Annotated in this window: 14 protein-coding genes; 4 read left to right on the top strand and 10 right to left on the bottom strand. The window is 63.7% G+C overall.

The window, feature by feature from the left end:
- The first annotated feature begins 94 nt into the window (after window positions 1-94).
- The gene (locus E1H16_RS05520; protein ID WP_134322689.1) at window positions 95-1,108 is read left to right on the top strand and encodes an acetamidase/formamidase family protein; all 1,014 of its coding nucleotides are present in this window, start codon (window positions 95-97) and stop codon (window positions 1,106-1,108) included.
- Window positions 1,109-1,123: 15 nt separating this feature from the next.
- Window positions 1,124-1,882 carry an SDR family NAD(P)-dependent oxidoreductase gene (locus tag E1H16_RS05515; protein WP_134322688.1) on the top strand — a complete coding sequence of 253 codons (759 nt, stop codon included), beginning with the start codon at window positions 1,124-1,126 and terminating at the stop codon, window positions 1,880-1,882.
- Between the two features lie 61 nt (window positions 1,883-1,943).
- Here E1H16_RS05515 and E1H16_RS05510 read toward each other — a convergent pair whose 3' ends face one another.
- The 7 genes from E1H16_RS05510 to E1H16_RS05480 all read right to left on the bottom strand — a co-directional run bounded on the left by E1H16_RS05510 (window position 1,944) and on the right by E1H16_RS05480 (window position 10,098).
- Complete coding sequence (locus E1H16_RS05510; protein WP_134322687.1) at window positions 1,944-2,573, bottom strand: class II aldolase/adducin family protein; 630 nt, start codon at window positions 2,571-2,573, stop codon at window positions 1,944-1,946.
- A complete protein-coding gene (locus E1H16_RS05505) occupies window positions 2,570-3,568 on the bottom strand; it encodes a carbohydrate kinase family protein (protein ID WP_134322686.1) in 999 nt (332 codons plus the stop codon). The genes E1H16_RS05510 and E1H16_RS05505 overlap by 4 nt, the downstream gene beginning before the upstream one ends.
- Window positions 3,569-3,592: 24 nt before the next feature.
- Window positions 3,593-5,236, bottom strand: a complete 1,644-nt coding sequence (locus E1H16_RS05500) for an ABC transporter ATP-binding protein (protein WP_134322685.1) — start codon at window positions 5,234-5,236, stop codon at window positions 3,593-3,595.
- Window positions 5,233-6,120, bottom strand: a complete 888-nt coding sequence (locus E1H16_RS05495; RefSeq protein WP_208378868.1) for an ABC transporter permease — start codon at window positions 6,118-6,120, stop codon at window positions 5,233-5,235. Before E1H16_RS05495 ends, E1H16_RS05500 begins: the two co-directional genes overlap by 4 nt.
- Window positions 6,117-7,130, bottom strand: coding sequence for an ABC transporter permease (locus E1H16_RS05490; RefSeq protein WP_134322684.1), 1,014 nt, complete (start codon window positions 7,128-7,130; stop codon window positions 6,117-6,119). The genes E1H16_RS05495 and E1H16_RS05490 overlap by 4 nt, the downstream gene beginning before the upstream one ends.
- Window positions 7,131-7,201: 71 nt before the next feature.
- Window positions 7,202-8,824, bottom strand: coding sequence for an ABC transporter substrate-binding protein (locus tag E1H16_RS05485; protein ID WP_134322683.1), 1,623 nt, complete (start codon window positions 8,822-8,824; stop codon window positions 7,202-7,204).
- A gap of 29 nt (window positions 8,825-8,853) precedes the next feature.
- On the bottom strand, window positions 8,854-10,098 hold the full coding sequence (locus E1H16_RS05480; protein WP_134322682.1) for an aminotransferase class III-fold pyridoxal phosphate-dependent enzyme: 1,245 nt from the start codon (window positions 10,096-10,098) through the stop codon (window positions 8,854-8,856).
- A 194-nt stretch (window positions 10,099-10,292) separates the two neighbouring features.
- On the opposite strand from E1H16_RS05480, the gene E1H16_RS05475 reads away from it, so the two are divergent.
- Window positions 10,293-10,880, top strand: a complete 588-nt coding sequence (locus E1H16_RS05475) for a TetR/AcrR family transcriptional regulator (protein ID WP_166741636.1) — start codon at window positions 10,293-10,295, stop codon at window positions 10,878-10,880.
- A 47-nt stretch (window positions 10,881-10,927) separates the two neighbouring features.
- Window positions 10,928-12,031 (top strand): NAD(P)/FAD-dependent oxidoreductase, encoded by a 1,104-nt coding sequence (locus E1H16_RS05470; RefSeq protein ID WP_134322680.1) that lies wholly within the window; start codon window positions 10,928-10,930, stop codon window positions 12,029-12,031.
- On the opposite strand, the gene E1H16_RS05465 is transcribed toward E1H16_RS05470, so the two are convergent.
- From E1H16_RS05465 to E1H16_RS05455, 3 genes are all read right to left on the bottom strand, one after another.
- A complete protein-coding gene (locus E1H16_RS05465; protein ID WP_134322679.1) occupies window positions 12,032-13,609 on the bottom strand; it encodes an ABC transporter substrate-binding protein in 1,578 nt (525 codons plus the stop codon).
- A gap of 126 nt (window positions 13,610-13,735) precedes the next feature.
- Window positions 13,736-17,245, bottom strand: a complete 3,510-nt coding sequence (locus tag E1H16_RS05460) for an error-prone DNA polymerase (protein WP_134322678.1) — start codon at window positions 17,243-17,245, stop codon at window positions 13,736-13,738.
- Window positions 17,246-17,287: 42 nt separating this feature from the next.
- Window positions 17,288-19,087: an HNH endonuclease signature motif containing protein gene (locus E1H16_RS05455; RefSeq protein WP_134322677.1), complete on the bottom strand. Its 1,800-nt coding sequence runs from the start codon at window positions 19,085-19,087 to the stop codon at window positions 17,288-17,290.
- Window positions 19,088-19,139: the final 52 nt, after the last annotated feature.

Genomic DNA, 19,139 nt, shown 5'->3' with positions numbered 1-19,139 from the left:
CGTCGGCGACTAGCCAGATCGGAGCAAATGGGGTGTGATCTAGGCACGGGCTCGATCCGGCGGAGGTCGGCGCCCACCGTTCGAGGAGTCGCCGATGCAGACCGTGACGTTCGCACCCAGTCCCGATCAGTACGCCTTCACGTTCGGTGGCGTCGATCCTGTCCTCAAGATCAATCCCGGCACGGCCATGCAATTGTGGTGCCAGGATGCGTACTGCGGCCGAATTTCCTCGCTGCACGATAAGGCCTCCGAGTGTCTGGTCCCGACGGAACTGAACCCACAGACCGGTCCGTTCTACGTCAACGGCGCCGAGGCTGGCGACACGCTCGCGATCCACATCGTCGATCTGACGCCGGCGCATACCCAAGGTGCCTCGGCGCTGATCCCATACTTCGGCGGATTGACGAGTACGCCGCAGAACCCCACGCTGCAGCCCGCACTCGACGAACGCACCTATATCTACGAATACGATGCCCAGACCGACACCGTCCGGTACGCCGCACAGGGCAGCGACCTGGTGCTCGATCTGCCGGCCAATCCGATGCTCGGCACTGTTGGCGTCGCCCCTGCGGCCCGGGAAGTCCGCACCTCGCTGGTGCCTGATGCCTTCGGCGGCAATATGGACACGCCACAGATGCGCGCCGGCACCACATGTTTCTTGAGCGTCAACGTCGATGGCGCGCTGTTCTCGTTGGGCGATGGCCACTACCGGCAGGGCGAGGGGGAGTCGTGCGGCACCGCAGTGGAGGGAGCCATGCACGTCACCGTGATCGTGGATCTGATCAAGGGTGGAGGCGGCGCCTGGCCACGGTTGGAAACCGATGACGCGTTATGCGTGATCGGTTCGGGCCGCCCACTCGAGGATGCCTGGCGGATCAGCCAGGTTGACATGGTCGGTTGGCTCGGCGACCTGTACGGTCTCGATCCGATCGATGCCTACCAGTTGGTGGCACAGATCGGGCAGGTGCCGATCGCCAACGTGGTCGATACGAACTTCAGCGCTGTCACCAAGATCGATAAATCGTTGCTGCCAGAAGTTTCGGCGTACGGCGGCATGCACCAGCGGATGCGCGAGGCCGCGCGCACGCTCGGCACCATCACCTACTAGTTCGGAGGACCCGCCATGGAACTCAACCTCGCTGGCCGTCGTGCACTCGTCACCGGCGGTACCCGCGGAATTGGTCGAGCCGTCGTCGAGGCTTTGGTGGACGAGGGCGCGCAGGTGGCGTTCTGCGCCCGAACACCGGACGGCGTCGCCGCCGCGCAGAACGAACTCGCGGAGCGGGGACGGGTTCACGGTAGCGCTGTGGACGTGGGCGACCCGCAGGCGCTGACGGCATGGGTAGCGTCGTGTGCGGCAGAACTCGGCGGAATCGATATCGTGGTCGCCAATGTCAGCGCGCTGGCGATCCCCGATACGCCAGAGAACTGGCAGAGCTCATTCAGCGTCGACATGATGGGGTCGGTACGGCTGGTGGAGGCCGCTCTGCCGCATTTGCGCCGCGGGAACTGCCCGTCAATCGTGACCATTTCAAGTGTGTCCGGTCGGGAGATCGACTTCACCGCGGGACCGTACGGTGTGATGAAGGCCGCGATCGTGCATTACACGCAGGGGCTCGCGTACAACCTCGCGGCAGAAGGCATCCGCGCCAATACGGTCAGCCCGGGCAATACCTACTTCGAGGGCGGCGTGTGGGAATCCATCGAGAACGGCGATCCGACCCTTTTCGACTCAGCACTCGGCCTGAACCCGACCGGCCGGATGGCGCGTCCGGAGGAGATCGCTGCCGGCGTGGTGTTCCTCGCCTCCGATAAGGCGAGTTTTATCAGCGGTACGAACCTCGTCATCGACGGCGCACTTACCCGCGGCGTCCAATTGTGACGATCCGGACGAAGGCGAGCGTAGTGATCGGGCGGGTCAGAGGGGCTGCGGATTCTTTAGGTCACGCCGATCCGTAGTCGAGTCGCGCAGCCTGGGCGGCGACCTCGTCGAGTTGTTCGGCAGATAGCACCGAGGGCTCGCCGAGTTGCCGGGCCGTGAGGTAGACATCGCACAGCCAGTCCGTCATCTCGGTGAACTCGATCGCTTCCGCCAGCGAACTCGCGCAACTCACCGATCCATGGTTGCGCATGAGAACCGACGCGTGGCCGGCCGCGACCTGATCGCCTACCGCGTCGGCGAGTTCTGCCGAACCGAATACGTAGTACGGGACGGTCGGCACCCGGCCGCCTAGACGTCGAATGTTGTAGTGCACTCGCGGTAACTCGTCGAGGACCAGGCCCACGGCCACGGACACGCGGCTATGCGTGTGCACGATGGCGCGGGCCTCAGAACGGCGATAGATCCCTAAATGCAGCCCGGTCTCCGAGGAGGGTCGTGCACCGCTGAGTTGTTCGCCATCCAAGGTGAGGGCGCACATGTCCGCTGCGGTGGCGCGTTCGAGTCGCAGCCCGGCGCGGGTGATCAGTACGGTGTCGCCGACCCGGATGCTGACGTTCCCGGCGCCGCCGAGCGCCACGCCGCGCTCGGCGATATCGCGGCAACGCGAGGCCAGTACATCGTGCTCGCTCATCGGGTGCTCCGTTCGGTTAGCCGCGCCGAAATGCGCGCGGCGGCATCGGCGTTCTCACCGGCGATGACGGCCAGGACGCCGTCGAGGTCGGTGATCCCGGCATCCGAGCCCAAACCCGAAGCCACCAACGCGCCACAGGCGCAGCCGATCAACGCGGCGTCCTCAGCGCTGCAGCCGATGAGGATCCCCGTCATCATCCCGGAGTTGAACGAGTCCCCACAACCGGTCGTGTCCACCACACGCGTGGTGAACGCGGGCACGGTCACCGGTTCAGCATCATTGCGAACGAGTAGCGCGCCGTCGGCGCCGGTGGTGACCGCCACGGCACCGGCCCCGACCGCGAGCACACTGCGTGCGGCCTCAACGAGGTCATCGAGTCCGGTGAGCGCGCGCAACTGGTCGTCGTTCGGCATGAACCAATCCGTCTGCGCGATCAGTTCCAGCAGCGTCGCTTGCTCGGCGGGAGCTCCCGAGTGCAACAGATCCATGAACACGGGTTTACCGAGCGCGCGGAATCCCGAGAGGACGGCGATCCCGTCCTCGGTGAGGAAGTGCGGCATGGTTTCGGGGCCGCCAACGAGGAGTGCGTCGGCGTGGTGTAGGACCTCAAGATCGAGGTCGCTCGGGTGCATGAGCGCGGTCGCGCCGCGCACATGCATCGAGGGCCGCTCGCCGTTGGCGCGGATCGGCAGAATCGTCGACGAGGTCTGTACGCCGTCCTTGACGGCCAATCCAGAGGTGTCGACGCCGTACTGCTCGAGTTGCGCGCGCAGGAACACCCCGAGTGCATCGGTCGCGATCGCGCCGTACGCCGCGACGTCCCAGCCGAGTTTGGCGAGGTCGACCGCTGCGCCGCCGCCAGTTCCGGCGACAGTCATCTTGATTTCGTCCAGCACGATGCCGCCTTGACCGGGCGGGATCTCGCTGACGGGACGACCGAGGACGTCGATGATGTACGGGCCGAACGCGGCGACGGTGCCGAGAGGGGAGGTCATGCGGGTTCCTTCCAGACGCGCTGGCTACAGCTTGGTCGTAGGGATCGCGGCGAGCAGGTTCTTGGTGTACTCATGCTGCGGGTTCTCGAAGATGTCTTGCGGTGTGCCGCTCTCGACGACTTTGCCCGCACGCATCACGTGCACGTAGTGCGAGATCATTCTGATGACTGCGAGGTCGTGGCTGATGAACACATAACTCAGCGACCGGCGGCGCTGCAAGTCGACGAGAAGCTCCAGAATCTGTTCCTGCACCAGCACATCCAACGCCGAGACGGCCTCATCCAGGACGACGAGTTCGGGATCGAGTGCCAGTGCGCGGGCGATCGCGACGCGTTGCCGCTGTCCGCCGGACAGTTCGTGCGGGTATCGATCGGCGTACGTGCCATCTAGCGCGACCTGCTCCAACAGATCCACCACGCGAGCATTTCGCTCGGTGAGGGTGCCGATGCGATGCACGTCCAGTGGTTCACGGATCGCGTCCCCGATGCTGTATCGCGGGTCGAGTGAGGCGTACGGGTTCTGGAACACCGGCTGGACCTGCCGCCGGAACCCCAGTAGATCTTCGCCGGACAATCGTGTCGCCGTCCGACCGCGGAACGTCATCTCACCGGAGGTGACTCCTTCGAGTTGCAGCAACAGTTTTGCGGTGGTGGATTTTCCGGATCCGCTCTCGCCGACGATACCTACGGTCTGTCCGCGTCGAACACTCAGCGACACGTCATCGACGGCGGTGAAGTCCGTACGTCGAAGCAGACCAGAACGCACTCGGTAGCGTTTGGTGATCCCGCTGGCCTCGATCACGGGTTCGCCTTCGGGCGCCGATCCGACCAGTGAGTCCGTCAACAGGCCGGGCGCGGCGGCGATCAGGCGCTTGGTGTACCCGTCTTGCGGGTCGGTGAGGATCTGCGCCGCCGGGCCGGACTCGACGATCTGTCCCTTGTTCATCACCACCATGTGATCGGCGCGCTCGCCGGCGAGTCCGAGATCGTGTGTGACCAGCAGCAAGGTCGTACCCATCGAGGTGGTCAACTCGGCTAATTGGTCGAGGATGAGTTTCTGCACGGTGACATCGAGTGCCGAGGTGGGTTCGTCGGCGATCAGCAAGGTGGGCTGACATGCCAGCGCCATCGCGATCAGAACACGTTGGCGCATCCCGCCGGAGAACTCGTGTGGGTACTGACGCGCGCGGCGAGCGGGATCATCGATGCCAACCATCTCGAGCAGCTCGATGCTGCGGCGGGTAGCTTCCTTGCCCTTCGCGATCCCGTGGATCACGAATACTTCAGCGATCTGTTTGCCGATCGTCATCAACGGGTCGAGGTTTGACATCGGGTCCTGCGGAACCAGGCCGATCTGCTTGCCTCGGACGTCGTTCATTTGTTTGTCGCTGATCGCCAGCAGGTCGGTTCCGTCGAAGGTGACCGATCCCGAGGTGATCTCTGCGTTCTCGGCCAGTAGTCGATAAAGCACCGCGGCCAGCGTGGACTTGCCCGATCCTGACTCGCCGACGAGCGCGACCGTCTGACCCGGTTGAATCGCCAGCGTCGCGCCCCGCACGGCGTGCACTTCGCCGCGCGCGGTGCTGAAGGTGACCGAGAGATCGCGGATGTCCAGTACCGGCCGCTGCGGTGGCATGGTTGCTTCCTTCGTGCCTAAGTCCGTGCTCATCGGCCGCTCGTTCGTACATCGAGCACATCCCGCATACCGTCGCCGAGGAAGTTCACCGCGAGCACGATCGAGACCATGGCTAAGCCTGGTCCTGCCGCGATCCACCACTGATAGAAGTTAGCCGCGCCGTCGGTGATCATCGCGCCCCATTCAGGAGAGGGCGGCAGGGCGCCCAGTCCGAGGAAGCTCAGTGACGCGATCATGATGATGATCGTGCCGAGGTCGATCGTCGCGCTGACCACGATCGGGGTGAGCGAATGCGGCAGCACGTGCTTTCGCAGTATCTTCGCGCGACCCATCCCGATCGCGCGAGCGGCGGTAACGTGCTCGCGTTCTTTGATCGAGAGGATTTGCCCTCGTACGAGGCGGGCGTAGATCGGCCACCACACGATGACGATCGCGATGAAGGCATTCCAGAGACCAGGTCCGAGCGCTGCCGCGACTGCCATGGCGAGCAGGATCGGCGGGAACGCCATGGTGATGTCGGCTAGTCGCATCACGACGGCATCGCAGATCCCGCCGAAGAACCCGGCTAGTGCGCCGAGCAGGCTGCCGATGACGACGGCGATCACGATCGTGAGCACGGCAATCGGGATGGATTGGCGCGCGCCGTGCAGGACGCGAGACAGCACGTCCCGCCCGAGCGCGTCGGTACCGAAAAGATGCGAGCCGGAGGGCGATTGCAGTCGTGGGCCGGATGCCGCGAATGCATCGTGTGGGGAGATCACGCCGGCCAGCGCGATGATGAGCGCCCAGAGCGCGATCATCACGACACCGAAGACGATCTGCGGTCGAATGAACGGCTTGATTCGTGCCCGCAGCGAGGCTTGGTGTCCGCCGGTAGTCAGGTTGGACGCGGCGGGAGCATCGGGGACGGTACTCATCGCAGCCTCACCCTCGGGTCGATCACGGCGTACGCGAGGTCAGTCAGGAGGTTCGCCAGCAGGAAGATGGCACCGCCGACCAGGCAGACGCCGGTGATAGCGGGGAAGTCGAGGGAGCGCGCGGATTCCACGGCGTACGTGCCGATTCCGTTCCAGGAGAAGATGGTCTCGATCAGGACCGCTCCCATGATCAACATGCCGATCGATATTCCGATGATGGTCACGACCGGGGTGATCGCGTTGCGCAGCACGTGACGGTTCAGCACCTGTGTGGTGGTTAAGCCCTTGGCGCGGGCGGTCCGCACGTAGTCCGCGCTCTCCTCCTGCAGAATCTGGGCGCGGACCATCCGGATCACCGTGCCCAGCAGTGGCAAACTCATCACGAAAGCGGGCATGAGCAGGTGAATGAACGCGTCGTAGAACAGCGGACCATTACCGGCCAGCAGTGAATCGACGGTATAGAAGCCGGTGATGAAGTCCGGTGGCTCGACGCGGGCCGACAGCCGTCCGGGGCCGGGTGCGATACCCAGGGTCGCGTAGAACAGGAACAAGAACAGTAGGCCGACCCAGAAGATCGGGAGCGAGGAACCGGTCAGTGCGAGCACGCGGATGACGCTGTCGAGCGCCTTGCCTTTGAAACGCGCAGCGAGCATGCCCAGCACGATCCCGAGCAGGACCCCGATCAGCAGCGCCGCCAGCGCGAGTTCGAAGGTCGCGGGCAGGCGGGTGGTCAGGTCACTGAGCACGGGTTGACGAGTGCGAAACGACGTCCCCATATCGCCCTGCAACAGATTCTTCAGATATAGCAGGTATTGCATGCCCAGGGACTCGTCCAAGCCCCATTTCGCCTTAGCCGCCGCGACGATCTGCGGATTGTTGAGGTTCCGCTCGCCGACGATCGAAGCGAGCGGGTTACTCGAGATCGAGTGAGACAGGAAGAACGCGATGGTCACGATTCCCCAGAGCAAGAAGGGAACGAGAGCCAGGCGTTTCAGCGTGAATCGAAGCATCGAGTCCTCTCAAAGCGGACACCGATCCGACGGCGCCAGCCGAGGAATGCTCGCCTGGCGCCGTTGAATGGTTAATCGGTGAACGTCAACTGCTCCAGGTCGATGTTGTGGGTGATGTGGTAGTTATTGCCTTCCACATTGGTGCCATTTGCCAGGATGACCTGCGGGTTAGCGATCGGCAGAATGATCGCATCGTCGTACATCGCCTGACCGAGTTCGGTCAGCGTCGCCAGACGCTCATCCCCGGTCTGCGCCAGCGAATCGGCCATCAAGTCGGTCTGCTTGGGATCTGCCGGCAGACCGGCGCGGTCACCCCACGTGGCGCCTTCGGCGCGTGAGAAGTACTGCGCGTACTGGACAGTGTCCGGATGGTCCGGCGCGTAATACACCGAGGTCATCGGGATACCGGCGCTGCCGAGCTGTTCGCTCCATGCCGAGTACTCGATCGGATTCAGGTTCAACGTGATTCCGACTTCGGAAAGACTCTGCTGGATCGACTGGAACATGGTGCTGAAGTTGACGCCGTAGATGGTGAACGTGGGGAAGGTGACGTCGATATCGAACCCATCGGCGTACCCGGCATCTGCGAGCTGTTTCTTGGCGGCCGCGACGTCGTACTCGGGCAGCGGCAGATCGGCCGAACCATCGAATCCGTTCGGAATCGCCGTCGACTGCTTATCTGCATGTCCAGCGACGACCGCATCGATCACGGTGTCGTAGTCGATCGCCTTGCGGATCGCATCGCGCACTTCGGGATCGCCCAGTGCCTCGGGCGCTCCCGGGGCACCGGGGGACAGGGCGACGTAGACGAAGTTGTACGTCGGCACGACTTCAGAGGCGATGTTGTCGTCTGCTTCGATTTGGTCGAGCGCATCGAAACTTAGCTGCATAGCGACGTCGATGTCGCCCTGCTGTAGCTGCTGCAGTTGTGAGGAGGAGTCGGCGACGTCCTTGATGGTCACCTTCGAGAAGTTCGGCTCTTCGCCCCAGTAGTTCTCGTTCTGGGTAAGGACCAGTGAGGATCCTTCCTGGTAGGAATCGAGAACGTATTGCCCGGAGCCGGCGGAATTCGCCATGAACCATTGTTCGGCCTCATCGCTGGACTCCGCGTTCTCGTCGGCGGTCGCGCCGTTCTCGATTGCGACGTCCGAGTTGATGATGCCCATGTAGGACGCCGAAGCAATGTTGAAGAATGCCGAGTTCGGGTATTCGCTGTGCACTACGACGGTGTGCTCGTCAGGGGTATCGATCCCGCTCACGCCGTCCATCATGAAGCTGGCGTTCCCCTTGATGTTCTTCAGACGCTCCCACGACCATTTGACATCCTTTGCCTCCAGCGGTGAACCGTCGGCGAAGGTGACATCGTCGCGCAGGTGGAAAGTGAACTCGGTGTTGTCCTCGTTTGCTTCCCAGCTCTCGGCAAGTAGGGGTTCGAGTTCGGCATCAGCGGCGGTCGCGGTCAGCAGAGTCTCGTAGACGGCGCCGTTGTAGATCTGGCAGCTGTCGCAGAAGTTCCGGCTGAGGTCGAGGGTGGTGGTGTCCATCGAACGACCAAGGATGATTTCATCCGAGCCGCCGCCACCTCCCTCGTCCGAGGTCGGTGGGGAACACGCCGTCAGGCTTGCGCCGAGCAGCAGGGTCGAGGCGAGAGCGAGCGCTCGTCGCGGCCGGCGGGCGACCAACTTTCCGAACATGGTGGACTCCTCGTATGGCTGGGATCGAGCTAGTTCTTGAGCACGGCGATCTCGTCGAACGCGCGCGCGGTTCTCCTCAAGACGTCGTCGATGACGTCCTCGGTGTGTGCGGTAGAGAGGAACATGGTGTGCCACGGGTGCATCAGTACGCCGTGTCGTATCGCGCTATCGGTGAAAGCCATCGCTACGGTGAGTTCGGGATCGTCGGCGAAGCTGAGATACGGCATTTGCAGCGGCCCGCTGATCTGTGCGCCGAGGTGCGCACCTTGTTCCTCGATACCGCGCTTCAGGAGCTCACCGGCCGATGCGATCCGCGTCGGCGCGTCGATGGCGAGCGCGTGTTCGATGGTCGCCTTCGCGGCGGCCATGGGCACGGCGGAATACCAGAAACTGCCCGTGACATAGATGCTGCTGGCGGCTTCTTTGAGGGCGTCGATGCCGACGACCGCGGCGATCGGGTGTCCGTTCGCGATGGCCTTGGAGTAGGCGGTGAGGTCGGGGCGGACGCCGATCGTTTCCCAGGCGCCGCGCAGATCGAGACGGATGCCCGTGCGGACTTCATCGAGGATAAGCGCCGCGCCTTCGCCGGTGGTGAGGGTGCGGGCGGCCCGGGCGAACTCGGGGTCGACGAGTTCCTGCGGTTTACGGGAATCGTGCTGGAACGGGGTGAGGATGATGGCGGCAATGTCGCCGGAATGCTCGGCAACTTTAGCCTCGAGCGATGCGCTGTCGTTGTAGTCGAAGTAGTCGATGTTGGCGCGGTCCCCTGGCGCGACACCGGACAGCATCGGGGTGAACCAGTCGTTCGCGCCGTGGTACGCCGGAGTGGCCTTGAGCAACTTGGTCTTACCAGTCGCCGCGCGGGCGATGCGGACCGCGGTCGCGGTGGCGTCGGTGCCGTTCTTGGCGAACATTGACCAGTCTGCGTGCGCAATGGTGTCGGTCAGTAGTTCGGCGAGTTCGACCATCCGCGCCGATGGGCCGGTCATCGTGTCGCCGTACGCCGCTTGCGCCGCGGCCGCCGACTCGACGACGGGGTTGCGGTAACCCAGCACCATCGGGCCGAACCCGCACAGTAGGTCGATGTGGCGGGTGCCGTCGACATCCCAGCCGTAGGGGCCATCAACGTGATCCCAGAACTGCGGGTAGGAGGGCGGGACGATGGGGCCGGCCGTCATATGCCCATACATGCCGCCGGGAATGACCCGTCGCGCGCGTGCGCGCAGCGCCTGGTCGTTCGGCTGCGTCACCGAACGAGGTGGTTCGATCACCATCAGGACCCCTGTCTCATGCGGGTTTTATATCGGAGGTTCAAAATAAAGTAGCCGATGGTCGTGATCGTGTAAACCCACCAATTTCCGTGTTCGCGGTGGTGATTCACGGCGGGTTCCGCCCAGGGATCGCGGCTGCGTCGCTTATGTTGATTGAGCGGATCTCGCCGGAGACACCGCCGACTAATGGGGGTCATGTGCCGAAGATCGTCGATCACGAGCAGCGCCGGCTAGAGATCATTCGCGCGACCTGGCGAGTGATTGACCGGATCGGGATAGCGAACGCGACCACGCGGGAGATTGCTCGTGAGGCCGGGTTCTCCAGTGGGGTGCTCGCGCACTACTTCAAAGACAAGAGCGACATCATGGCTAATGCGATGCTCGCCGCGCATACCGAAGTCGTCAAACGGATGGAGCGATCGAAACTCGAGGGTTTGGAAGGTCTGCGCGAGTTCATGTTGCAGTGTTTGCCGTTGGATGCGCGGCGTGTGTTGTTGGCGCGGATCGAGATCAGCTTCTGGGGGATGGCGGTCGGCGACGACGAACTCATCGCGTTGTTTACCGATGAGATCAATCGCGGATACCAATCGCGCGTGCTGGCATTCCTGGACCAAGCGCGAGGGCGTGGCGAGTTGGCCGACGGCGTGAACCTGCGCAAGTTGGCCCGCGAGTTGCATGTGCTGATGGACGGGCTGTCGGCCCAGGCCGCGATCAACGCCACCGCCCCGAAGCGGGTCGAGCAGACAGAAATGCTGGACGCGATCCTGGACCGGGCGCGCGCCTAGTTTTTCGCGGTTATTGCACGATTGCGCTAAATACGTACCATGCCGGTATGAGGCGCTTTGGAGCATTGGTCATCGGTGGCGGCATCGCGGGAGTATCGCTGGCGTACGAGCTGAGCCAGTCCATGTCCGTCGGCGTGCTGGAGATGGAAGGCACGCTTGGCGTACACACCACGGGTCGCTCGGCGGCGACCTATCTGGAGTCCTATGGTCCGCCGGAGATCCGCACCCTGACCAGTGCGAGTCGTGACTTCTTCACCTCGCCACCTGAGGTGATCGGTGACTCGCCGCTATCAGATCTCGGGCTGTTGTGGGTGGCGCCGGAATCCTCGCTGGACGCCCTGAATGACGAGTACGGCGAGTTGCGGTCGAGCGTGCCGTCGATCGAACGGCTGGATGCCGCCGAGGTTCGCGCCCTCAATCCACATCTGCGAGCGGAGTGGGCCGCCGGCGGGATGTACGAACCAGCGGCGATGGAGATCGACGTACATCGTCTGCATCAGGGATACCGGCACGGTATCGCCGCTGGCAGCGAGGTGTTCACCGATGCGCGGATCGTGACCGCACATCGCGAGGACGAGGTGTGGGTGCTGACTGACACCCGCGGCAACCGATACCGGGCCCCGCTGGTGATTAACGCCGCCGGAGCGTGGGCGGATGTCGTCGCGGCGATGCACGGCGCGGCGACCGTGGGCTTGCAGCCGCTTCGGCGAACGCTGTTCACCGTCCCCGGCGCTACGGCGACCGGTGCCCGGGTGCCGATGACGGCCGATATCGACAACACGTTCTACATCAAACCCGAGGGAGAGGACTTCCTGTGCTCACCAGCGGACGAGACCCTCGACCAGCCGCATGACGTCCGCCCGCAGGACGTCGATATCGCCCGCGCGATCGAGGCGATCAACGAGGCCACCGACTTGCAGGTCCGAAACGTGCGCACGTCGTGGGCGGGACTGCGGAGTTTCTCCGCAGACCGGCTCCCGGTGATCGGATTCGATCCGCTGGTGGACGGCTTCTTCTGGTTCGCGGGCCAGGGCGGGTACGGAATCCAGAGTGCTCCGGCCGCAGCTCATCTCGCCGTGTCGATCCTCGGCGGAGAGCAGGACCCCACCGGGCTGAGCTCGCGGCTCAGCCCGGCGCGATTCATGCGGTAACTACTCCTCGGCAACGGCAACACCGCGCAATCCGGGGAAGCCGTTGGACTGCTGAGTGACGCCGGAGACGGCGTCGGTGTACGCCGATGCGTTGTGTACCAGGCATACCGGAATCAGATGCGGTGGGTTTGCGATCCATTCCTCGACGTACTTCTCGTAGGCGGGTTCGCGGACGGCGGGATCCAGCGAGGAGGAACCCTCTGCCCAGAGTTCGTCGAGTTTGGGGTACTCGGCGAAGCCCGGGTTGAACAGTGCATCCGGCGAGAGATAACGCTGGCCGATCACGCTGGGATCGTTGATCCCGGTCGACATGGACACCAAGGTTTCGGCGGTCTTGTCGATCGCGAACTCCTGCACCTGTGGGCCCGGTGGCAGTGAATGCACGTCCATATCGAAACCGACCTCGGCGAGTTGCTGCTGGATGACTTCGGCGAACTGGGTGTAGATGGTGATGTTGGACGCCGAGATCACCATGTTCACCGGCTCGGTCACGCCGGCGTCGCTCAGCATCTCCTTGGCTTTCTCGGGGTCGTACGGCAGGTCGTCGAGTCCGTCGCCGATGTCATCGGGGTAGCCGGGACCGCTTTCGGGGAAGGGGTGTACCTGCGGCGTGCAGTACCCGTTGTAGAGGCCCTGGGAGATCTCCTCGCGATTGATCGACATGTTCAGGGCCCGGCGTACTTCAGGCTTGTCGAAGGGTTCTTTCGCCGTGTTCAGCATGAGGTACAGGAATAGCGAGGACGGCTTCACGACGGGCGTGAATCCGGCCTCGCCGATCTCGTCGATCGAATCGGTGCGGATTGCCGCACCGTCAACCTCACCCGACTTCAACGCGTTCATCCGGGTCTGGTCGTCGGACATCGTCTGGTAGGTCATGCTTTCGACGTGCTGCGCGTCGGGATCCCAATAATCGGGCGTTTTCTCGAACTCGACGCTGTCGCCAGAGGTGATGTTGGTGGCGATGTACGGACCGATTCCGACGGGCTTCGTCTCGAGCGTCCCGGCCTTGACCGCGGCCGGGGAGACCATGATTCCCGAGGAAGTCGCTAGGGCGGTCGGCAGGCCGCCGATCGCCCCGTTGGTCGTCAACTCGATGGTCTGCTCGTCGACGATGTCAACGGATTCGACCATGGACAGGTCGCCGGCGATTTTGCTGTCCTCACCGCGTGCGCGGTCCAGGTTGAACTTCACCGCTTCGGCGTCCAGTGCGGTTCCGTCGGAGAACTTCAGGCCCTGCTGCAACGTGAGCGTCAGGGTCTTGCCGTCCTCGGATGGCGTGAACTCGGAGGCCAGCATCGGCTCGATCTGCCCGTTCAAGTCTTCGCGCAGAAGCCGGTCGTAGATCTGCTCGTACCAGATCATGTCGCCGCCGTTGATGCTTTGGTTCGGATCCCAACTGGACACGTAGGACGCATTAGCCCAGTCGAAGTGTCCGTTGGGGTCGAAGTCGTTGGCCAACTCGATGGTGTCCCCGTACTCGTTGCTCGGCTCGGCAGCCTTGTCGGGTGCGTCGCCGCAGCCTGCAAGCAGCAGGCTGAACGCCGCTAGCCCGGAAGCCAACTTGAGGGATCGTTTCATTTCTCCTCCTTCGGGGAAGCCGTCGGGTCAAGGGCGGCCTCGCGAAACTCTCGCGACCTTACCTAACGCTCGTTCAGTATCCCGCGTCGGGCGTAGTCGGCATCCCCAACGGCATCGTCGGCATCCTCAGCGGAAGTCGCGGGACATCCGCGGGAGCGTGCGTGTTGGCGCGATTCCGGAGCCGTTGATCGATAACCGCTCTAAGGTTTCGGCGACGAGGTTGATCGCCCCGTCGTTCGTCTCCACCACGCCGCGGATCACCAAAGCTGAGGAGTCGCGCGCCACGCGCAGGTACTTGTTCCATACCGGAACCGGGATCACCACATTGACCATGCCGGTCTCGTCCTCGAGGTTCATGAAGGTCACCCCAGAGGCCGTTGCCGGGCGTTGCCGATGAGTGACGACCCCTGCGACCCGGATCCGGGTGCCGTTAGCGGTGCGCTTCAGGTCGGCGGCGGCGAGCACTCCTCGTGCGGTGAGTTCGTCGCGAAGGCTCGCCATCGGATGACTGTCGGGGGTGATGCCGGTCGCCCACAGATCGGACATGCTCAGTTCGGCGGCGTTCATCGACGGTAAGTCGGGAGCGGTAAGCGGCGATCCGGATCCAGGTAGTTTCGAGGTGTGCTCGCGCGAAGCTGGACCGGCTTCCCAGAGGGCTTGACGACGCTCAAGGTCGAAGGATTCGAATGCGCCGGCGCTGGCTAGAGCCTCCAGTTGAGTACTGGTGAGCCCGGTCCGACGGGCGACGTCTGCCATATCGGTGAACTGCCCGCCGCCACGGGCAGCGACTATCCGATCGGCCACGCTATCGCCAATCCCGCGTACCGAGGACAACCCAAGTCGTACGGCGTAATGCCCGTCGCGTCGGTGTGCATCACTGTCGAACTCGCCGTCCGGCTCCCACTCGAGAGATCCCTCGGTGATCTCCGGATCGCTGATGCAGCGAGGATCTCCCGTCGGCCCTGGGTGCGCTACGAGCGCTTCGAGGTCGGCATGCGTACCGGAAAGCTGAATGTCGGGACGGCGTACCTCGACACCATGCCTCCTGGCGTCGGCAACGAGACTCTGCGGTGAATAGAAGCCCATCGGCTGCGCTTTCAGTAGCGCGCAGAGGAAAGCGCCGGGGTAGTGCAGTCGCAGCCACGCGCTCGTGTACACCAGGTGCGCGAATGAGATGGAGTGGCTTTCGGCGAATCCGAAGTTCGCGAAGGCTTCGATCTTGTCGTAGATGCTGTCGGCGAGTGCTCCGGTGATCCCATTGCTGGCCATCCCGGCGTACAACTTGGCGCGCAGCCTTTCGATCTTCTCCACGCCGCGTTTGGAGCCCATCGCGCGTCGGAGCAGGTCGGCGTCCGCGCCGCTGCACTCGCCGACCGCCATCGCGATCTGCATGAGTTGCTCTTGGAACAGTGGGATGCCGAGGGTGCGTTCTAGGACGGGTTCGAGCCGGGGATGCTCATAGGTCGCTTCTTCAAGTTTTCGACGGCGGCGGATGTAGGGGTGGATCGCGCCGCCTTGGATGGGGCCAGGACGGATCAACGCCACTTCGATCACCAGGTCATAGAAGGATCGCGGGCGTAGCCGGGGGAGGGTTGCCATCTGAGCGCGGCTTTCGATCTGAAACAGCCCGACCGTGTCGGCGCGACAGACCTGGTCGTAGACGCCCTTCTCCTCTTTCGGGATCGTGGACAGAGTCCATTGCTCGCCCAGACGCTCTTCGACCGTGTCCATGCAGTACCGCAGCGCCGAGAGCATGCCGAGGCCGAGCAAGTCGAACTTCACCAGCTTCATTGAGGCACAGTCGTCCTTATCCCACTGCAGTACGGTGCGGTCTTTCATGCGCGCGTGCTCGATGGGACACACATCGCCGACAGGTTGGCGAGTGAGCACCATCCCGCCGGAGTGGATTCCTAGGTGGCGCGGAAACTTCAGCAGTTCGTTCGCGAGTTCAAGTACATCGGTGGGAATCCGGTCCGGATCATTGTCATCAGCCGATCGCACGTTCTCCTCGGCCTGGACGGCGTGCCAACCGTCGATGCGTTTGGCGAAGGCATCCTGCTGACCGACGCTATAACCGAGCGCCTTGGCCATATCGCGGACCGCGGACCGCGGACGATACGTGATGACGTTCGCGACCTGGGCGGCGTTGCGGCGTCCGTACGTGGCGTAAACGTACTGGATGACTTCTTCGCGGCGTCGCGCATCGATATCGATGTCGATATCGGGCTCTTCATTGCGGACCGCGGAGAGGAAGCGTTCGAACGGCAACTTGTACAGCACCGAATCCACGCCGGTGATGCCGAGGGCGTAGCAGACCGCGGAATTCGCGGCCGACCCGCGACCTTGGCAGAGAATCCCGTTCTTCTTCGCGAACTGAACGATGTCGTGCACGATCAGGAAGTAGCCCGGAAAGTCCTTGCTCTCGATGACGTCGAGTTCTTGCGCCAGTCTTGGATAGGCATCGGGATGGTTTGGGTTCTCCCGGGGCCCGTACTTCTCGCGGGCTCCGCGCCAGGTGAGTTCACGTAACCACCCCATGAGGTCGTATCCGTCCGGGGTGCTGAGGTGCGGTAGTTGCGGGGATGCCGATTTCAACGGGAACGCGAGCTCTGCGGCGAGGTCCGCGGCCCGTTGCACCACCTGGTCGTACGGCGCGAACAGTCGCTGCATTTCGGCGCCGGAGCGCAAGTGCGCCTGACCGGTGACCGGCAGCCACCCATCGAGTTCATGCAGGCTCCGCTGCGCGCGGACAGCAGCGACAGCCATCGCGAGACGTCGCCGTTGCGGTATCGCATAGTGCACGTTGTTGGTCGCGATCGCCGGTATTCCCGCGTTCTGAGTGAGCTGCCAGATCGCGTCGTTGCGTTCGTCATCAAGTGGATGCCCGTGAGTGAACAGTTCACCGATGATGTTGTCGGCGCCGAATAACGACTGGAGCCGGTCGAGTTCGGCGCGGGCGGCAGCGAACCGTTCGCTGCGGGTGGCATTCCCGGCGGCGCCGAGCAGCTCACCATGGGCGCCGGCCAGGGCGCGAGGGACCAAACCTTTTCGGCATCCGGTGAGTATCGCCCAGTGGCCGTCGGCACGCTCGGCAAGTGCTTCTAACGTATAGCGAGGCTTTCCTTTCTCGGCGCCGAGGAGTTGCGCATCGGTGATCGCGCCGGCGAGACGGTGGTAGCCCTCGACACCGCGAGCCAGCACGAGCAGGTGGGGCCCTTCTGGATCGGGGATGCCGTTTTGCGGACCGGATAACTCCAGGGAAAGTTCGGCGCCGAAGACGGTAGGCAGGTCGTACTCCTGCGCCGCGTCGGACATACGCACGATTCCTTGTAATCCGTCGTGGTCGGTCACGGCCAGGCCGGTGAGCCCGAGGCGGACGGCCTCTTCGACGAGCTCTTCGGGATGGCTTGCGCCGTCGAGAAAGGAATAGTTCGAGTGACAGTGCAGTTCGGCGTACGGCACGACTGGTCCGGTCGGCCGTTGCGGCCCCTCCGGGGGAGGTTCGTACGGCGGACGGTGCCTGCTCCAGCCCGGGGAGTCGCCGCCGTCGGGAATGGGGTGGCCGTGGACCTGCTCGGTCCCGGAGAGGCGTCGCTCTAGCTCCGACCAGGAGACCGGAGGGTTATTCCAGCCCATGCGTCTTCACTTCTCGAGACTTCTCGACTGCTGATCGGCGAGTCATGCGACGGCGCCGGTGCCGGCGGGGATAGCGGAGCCGGTATCGAGGTAGGCCGCGAGGAGGTCGGCGAGCTCTTGGTGGAACCGATTGCGTTGGTGCGGGTTGTTGACGTGTGCGGCTAGGAGCGGAATGAGGTCATCAACGGGATCGAGACCATCCCCATCGCTTGAATCGGCTGAATAGCGGAAAAGTAGGTTCTTGGGCGCCTTGGCGCGGGCCGCTGAGGCCTGACGTGCGACGTTCTCGATCTCGTGCTGGCTAGGTATTCGTATCCTGGGGTTCAGCCGTGGAACCCGATCAGGATCGATGTGTTCTGGTGGTGTCCACCAAGGAAGCCCATCGATGATGTCGACGCGCCATCCGGAGGCCTCGAAGTTTCGATGATGGTGGCCGCAGACCAAAGTGAGATTATTGAGATCGGTTGCTCCGTCGCGCCACCATTCGACGACGTGATGGCGTTGGGACCAATCTGGCGGTGCGTCGCAGGTGGGGTACGAACAGCCATGGTCGCGGGCGATGAGGGCGTGGGTTTGATTCTCGGTCGCGATCCGGCGCGCCCTGCCGTAGGCGACAATGCCGCCGGTGTCGCTCATCCAGGTCGGGATCAGTAAGGCCTCATCGGCGAGGTGGAGGAAGTCGTCGAGCGTGATGCGATCGCCGCCGGCGATTCGGCCCACATATCGTGACCGGTTGCGCTCGCTTACGGCGGCACCATCTCCACCATCCGAATGTGTGGGATTACGTTGGTCGTCGTCGCCGCCGTCATGATCGGCGCTGACGCCCTCTGAGGTGTCGGTGATGTTGAGCGCGTCGAGAATCGCGTCCATATCGACGTTGATGTGCACGGTAGTGGCAGTTCCGCCACTGGCCGGGACGCCAGCGAGATCCAGAAGACGCTGCGCGAGATCACCAAGGGCGTCGTGCCGTCGTTGCGGTGCTGTGCGTACGTCAGGAGTGCCGTCGGCGGCTGGCCTCGGCGCGCTCAGCGGCGACAGGACAGACTCCAACTGTGCTTTTACCGGTGCGGTCAGGTATCCGGTGATGGCATAGGTGCCATCGTGACGTTGAGCGCCGATGGTCAGCGCGCGGCGGGCCTCGGCGATCTTGGGGTCGGGACAGCTCTCATCGGCGTGCAGAGCCCGATCAAGGTCTTCACCGGTCTTGCGCAGACCGATGGGGCTGAGGGTGGCGGCGTCGGCTACGAGGGTTTGCTCGGCTTGTTCGAGAAGCGAGCAGTCGAGGTCGGCGATGGTGCCCATGCGGCGCATCGCGGCCTCGATTTCGTCGAGCTGACCGCTGGTGATCTCGCCGCGGGCGAGCGCAGCGGTCAGTGAGGGTAATGGCGCGGGTTGCTCCTCGTCGTCTTGATCAGCGCGCGGCAGCATCGCATGCGCGCGACGGGCGCGGCTGTATGCCTCGCCGAGGGAGAGTCGCAGATGAGTCGCCAGCCCGCGGGCGATGCTGCTTTCCCCGGTGTGCTTGCGGAAATGATCGAGGTCGTCACCTGCGGCCTGATACACGTAATTGTCGATCTGGATGCTGCGGGCGCGGTGGCTCTCCAGTTCGGCGGCGAACTTCAATAAGCAGGCGGGATCGAGAGCGAGGAGTTCGCCGCGCTCACCGAAGGTGATCAGGTCATCGAGGGCGTCGGCGAAACGACCGAGACTCTCAGATATGCGTGTGGAGAGGTCGGAGGCGACGTGCAGACAGCGCACCCCTTCCGGAGTTACGGCGGCGGCCACTCGTGCGTCGGCGGGGACGAAACGGAGGGTGTCGGTTTCCTCGCGGGTCGTTGTCACTCCGGCCTCCTCTCATGAACGTGTGTGCCGTGTCGTTCTATCGTACAAATGT

This window comes from Cumulibacter soli (assembly GCF_004382795.1).
In the GTDB taxonomy this organism is placed as follows: Bacteria; Actinomycetota; Actinomycetes; order Mycobacteriales; family Antricoccaceae; genus Cumulibacter; species Cumulibacter soli.
This window is presented reverse-complemented; position numbering and strand designations above follow the sequence as displayed.

Excerpts from the sequence above, each read along its gene's own strand:
- E1H16_RS05520 (WP_134322689.1), top strand. The coding sequence starts at position 95 with ATGCAGACCGTGACGTTCGCACCCAGTCCCGATCAGTACGCCTTCACG.
- E1H16_RS05515 (WP_134322688.1), top strand. The coding sequence starts at position 1,124 with ATGGAACTCAACCTCGCTGGCCGTCGTGCACTCGTCACCGGCGGTACC.
- E1H16_RS05510 (WP_134322687.1), bottom strand. The coding sequence starts at position 2,573 with ATGAGCGAGCACGATGTACTGGCCTCGCGTTGCCGCGATATCGCCGAG.
- E1H16_RS05505 (WP_134322686.1), bottom strand. The coding sequence starts at position 3,568 with ATGACCTCCCCTCTCGGCACCGTCGCCGCGTTCGGCCCGTACATCATC.
- E1H16_RS05500 (WP_134322685.1), bottom strand. The coding sequence starts at position 5,236 with ATGAGCACGGACTTAGGCACGAAGGAAGCAACCATGCCACCGCAGCGG.
- E1H16_RS05495 (WP_208378868.1), bottom strand. The coding sequence starts at position 6,120 with ATGAGTACCGTCCCCGATGCTCCCGCCGCGTCCAACCTGACTACCGGC.
- E1H16_RS05490 (WP_134322684.1), bottom strand. The coding sequence starts at position 7,130 with ATGCTTCGATTCACGCTGAAACGCCTGGCTCTCGTTCCCTTCTTGCTC.
- E1H16_RS05485 (WP_134322683.1), bottom strand. The coding sequence starts at position 8,824 with ATGTTCGGAAAGTTGGTCGCCCGCCGGCCGCGACGAGCGCTCGCTCTC.
- E1H16_RS05480 (WP_134322682.1), bottom strand. The coding sequence starts at position 10,098 with ATGGTGATCGAACCACCTCGTTCGGTGACGCAGCCGAACGACCAGGCG.
- E1H16_RS05470 (WP_134322680.1), top strand. The coding sequence starts at position 10,928 with ATGAGGCGCTTTGGAGCATTGGTCATCGGTGGCGGCATCGCGGGAGTA.
- E1H16_RS05465 (WP_134322679.1), bottom strand. The coding sequence starts at position 13,609 with ATGAAACGATCCCTCAAGTTGGCTTCCGGGCTAGCGGCGTTCAGCCTG.
- E1H16_RS05460 (WP_134322678.1), bottom strand. The coding sequence starts at position 17,245 with ATGGGCTGGAATAACCCTCCGGTCTCCTGGTCGGAGCTAGAGCGACGC.